The organism is Thermoflexus sp., assembly GCF_025055495.1.
Lineage (GTDB): Bacteria > Chloroflexota > Anaerolineae > Thermoflexales > Thermoflexaceae > Thermoflexus.
In genome coordinates, this window is the sequence record NZ_JANWXB010000391.1 from 1 (window position 1) to 2,705 (window position 2,705).

The 2,705-nt window shown below is 63.5% G+C and carries 2 protein-coding genes; both read right to left on the bottom strand.

Annotated features, from left to right (window positions below; genetic code table 11):
* Positions 1–60: 60 nt before the first annotated feature.
* Positions 61–1,005, bottom strand: a complete 945-nt coding sequence (lipA, locus tag NZM16_RS12695; protein ID WP_295480707.1) for a lipoyl synthase — start codon at positions 1,003–1,005, stop codon at positions 61–63.
* Between the two features lie 309 nt (positions 1,006–1,314).
* A complete protein-coding gene (locus NZM16_RS12700) occupies positions 1,315–2,244 on the bottom strand; it encodes an MBL fold metallo-hydrolase (protein WP_295449957.1) in 930 nt (309 codons plus the stop codon).
* Positions 2,245–2,705 lie beyond the last annotated feature (461 nt).

Consider the following 2,705-nt stretch of genomic DNA (forward strand, 5'->3'; position numbering starts at 1 on the left):
GGGCTGGGGCGTGGCCTTCCGCGACGCCCCAGCCCCAAAACCTGCAGGAGAGCTCGGAAGTTACACTTCCTGTTCCGCCGGCCGGGGCACCCGGGAGAGAGCTCGGGCCTGAGCTTCCGCCCGATAGCTGCTGCGGACCAGCGGCCCGCTTTCCACCCACCGAAAGCCCAGCTCGTAGCCAATCCGTTTCAGCTCCTCAAACTCCTCGGGGCGATAGAACCGCTCCACCGGCAGATGATTCCGGGACGGCTGGAGATACTGGCCGATGGTGAGGATATCCACGTCCACCGCCCGCAGGTCTTTCATCACGTCGATGATCTCCTCCCATGTCTCCCCCAGCCCGACCATGATCCCGGACTTGGTGACGCATTCCGGCCACAGCTTCTTGGCATTCGAAAGCGTAGCCATCGCCCACTCGTAGCGATCCTGAGGCTGCACCTTCTTGAAAAGCCGCGGCACCGTCTCCACGTTATGGTTGAAAATATCCGGGCGCGCCTCGATGACGATGCGCAGGGCCTCGATGGACCCCTTGAAATCCGGGGTGAGCACCTCCACCGTGCAGCCCGGAACCTGCTCCCGGATCCGGCGGATGGTCATCGCGAAGAGCGTGGCCCCCCCATCCGGCAATTCGTCCCGATTGACCGAAGTCACAACAACGTGGGAAAGCCCCATCGCCCGGACCGCTTCCGCCACCCGGTTGGGCTCATCCCAATCCACCGTCAGAGGACGGCCGGTCTTGACCGCACAGAACCGGCAGGAGCGCGTGCATACATCCCCCAGGATCATGAATGTGGCCGTGCCATGCCCCCAGCACTCCCCGATGTTCGGGCAATGGGCCTCCTCGCAAACCGTATGGAGCCGCTTGCCCCGCATCAGCCGGAGCACAAATTCATAGGTCTCCCCCTGAGGGGCCCGGACCTTCAACCACTCTGGACGCCGCAAGAGGCGGGGTGGGGAGGCAGGGGCCGCTTCCAGGGGGATCGGCTCGTGGATCGTGGAAGCCATCCGCTCACCTCTCCCCAAGGTTAACCGTGCAAAGCTTATCCTAACACAAAAGAAGAGGGAGGTGCAAATCCGAGGATCTAACCACCGGATCCTGAATTCCCAGCGCATTCGATTCCGGGTAACACCACTGCATCATGAGGAGTCTTCCCTTTCGGCCGGGCGGAAGATTCCCTCATCCCTTCCCCAGCCCCTCCCCGCCTCCTTCAGCAGGGAGGGGGAAGGGATCCAGCCGCGAGGCCGTCCGCCCCACCGCCCTCAACCTCTCCTGAAACCGGGTCCAGTCAGCGGCAGGCGTTCCGAACGTGAGCCTTATGTTTTCTTCCGCGATCCAGCCTTAGCCATAGCGGCTTTCCCGGCTTCCATTTTCTTCCCCTCCGCATACAGCTCCAGCAAACGCTCGAGGGAAAGGCGAATGCGACGCTGAATCCGTTCGCGATCATGTTCGGGAACCGGAAAGTAAGCCATGAATTCGTTCACGAGGGGGCCCAACTCGACTTTCCGACGGCCTCCGGCCAGGGTTTTCACCCGCTTGAGCAGGGTCTTGAGGTAATCGAGGACCGGCGAGACCCCTTTGGGCTCCACCAGCGGGCCTCGCCCGGGGATCACGCGACGGGCCACGCGCCCGGCATGTAACTGCCGCAGTTGTTCCAGCCAGCGCTCCAGGTCTGCTTCGCTCAGGTTCGGATGCGCGTTCAGCGTCACGGTGTCGCCGACAAACACCACATCATGCTCCGGGATCCGAACCCAGATTTGACCGGGGGAGGCTCCATCGACATGCTCTAGGATCAACACCGGCGATCCGAAGTTCAGGATCAGGCGGTCCGAGAAGGTGAGGTTCGGCAACACCAGCGGGGTTCGATTGAGAAGCTCCGCGGATTCGCTCTGGCCCACGTTGATCAGGGCATCCATCACCTGCTGACGTCCGATCTCCCCGTGGCTTTTGATCCGGTCGAAGGCCTGATGGTGGGCGATGACCAGGCCGGGGCGTTCCTCCATCAGGATCGCCGTTCCCAGGACCCGATCCCGGCCCGCATCCGTATAGATCACCGCGAGGATCGGGAGAGGAGCGATCGTCTTCAGGGTCTGCCGCCACCAGGCCGCATGCAACGGATCAGCCGGCGTATCGATGCAGACCCATCCCCGCTCTGTCCGCACAGCCCCCACCGTGGAGAAATATAGCTGATCCTCGACGAAGATCCGGGCGTCCAGCGAAAGGGGGAGCTTCTCCTCCAGTCCCATGGTCGATGTTCCACCCGTTTCAGGCTTATCAGGGCCCGGGGCCATTTCTGACCAGGTGTAATATCTGGGGGTGTGGGGCGCGCCGATGGTGGGCCCCACGCCCCTCATCTCCAATCCCTCGCCAGCTGGGGTTTAATGTTAGCGCAAATGCGCCGGAGACTCAAGGCCCGTTCAGGCGGCTGGAGACCCTCGAGCCGGAGCGAAGGAATACAAATTATGCCATGTCCAACTTTAGACGGCGGTCCGATCCAGAGGCCTTCGGGAGGGGAGCAGGTCAGGCCCCTTTTAGTGCCTTGTCTAGGTATGAACTGGGGATTTGGAGGAACCGAAGCCGGGCCGGAAGGCCATAGCCCCTCCCCCCTCCCCCCGGGCCCCGGGGGGGGGGGGGGGGGGGGGGGGAAAAAAATATGGGGGGGGGGGGGGGGCGCGGGGGGCCCCCCCCCCCCCCCCCCGCCCCCCCC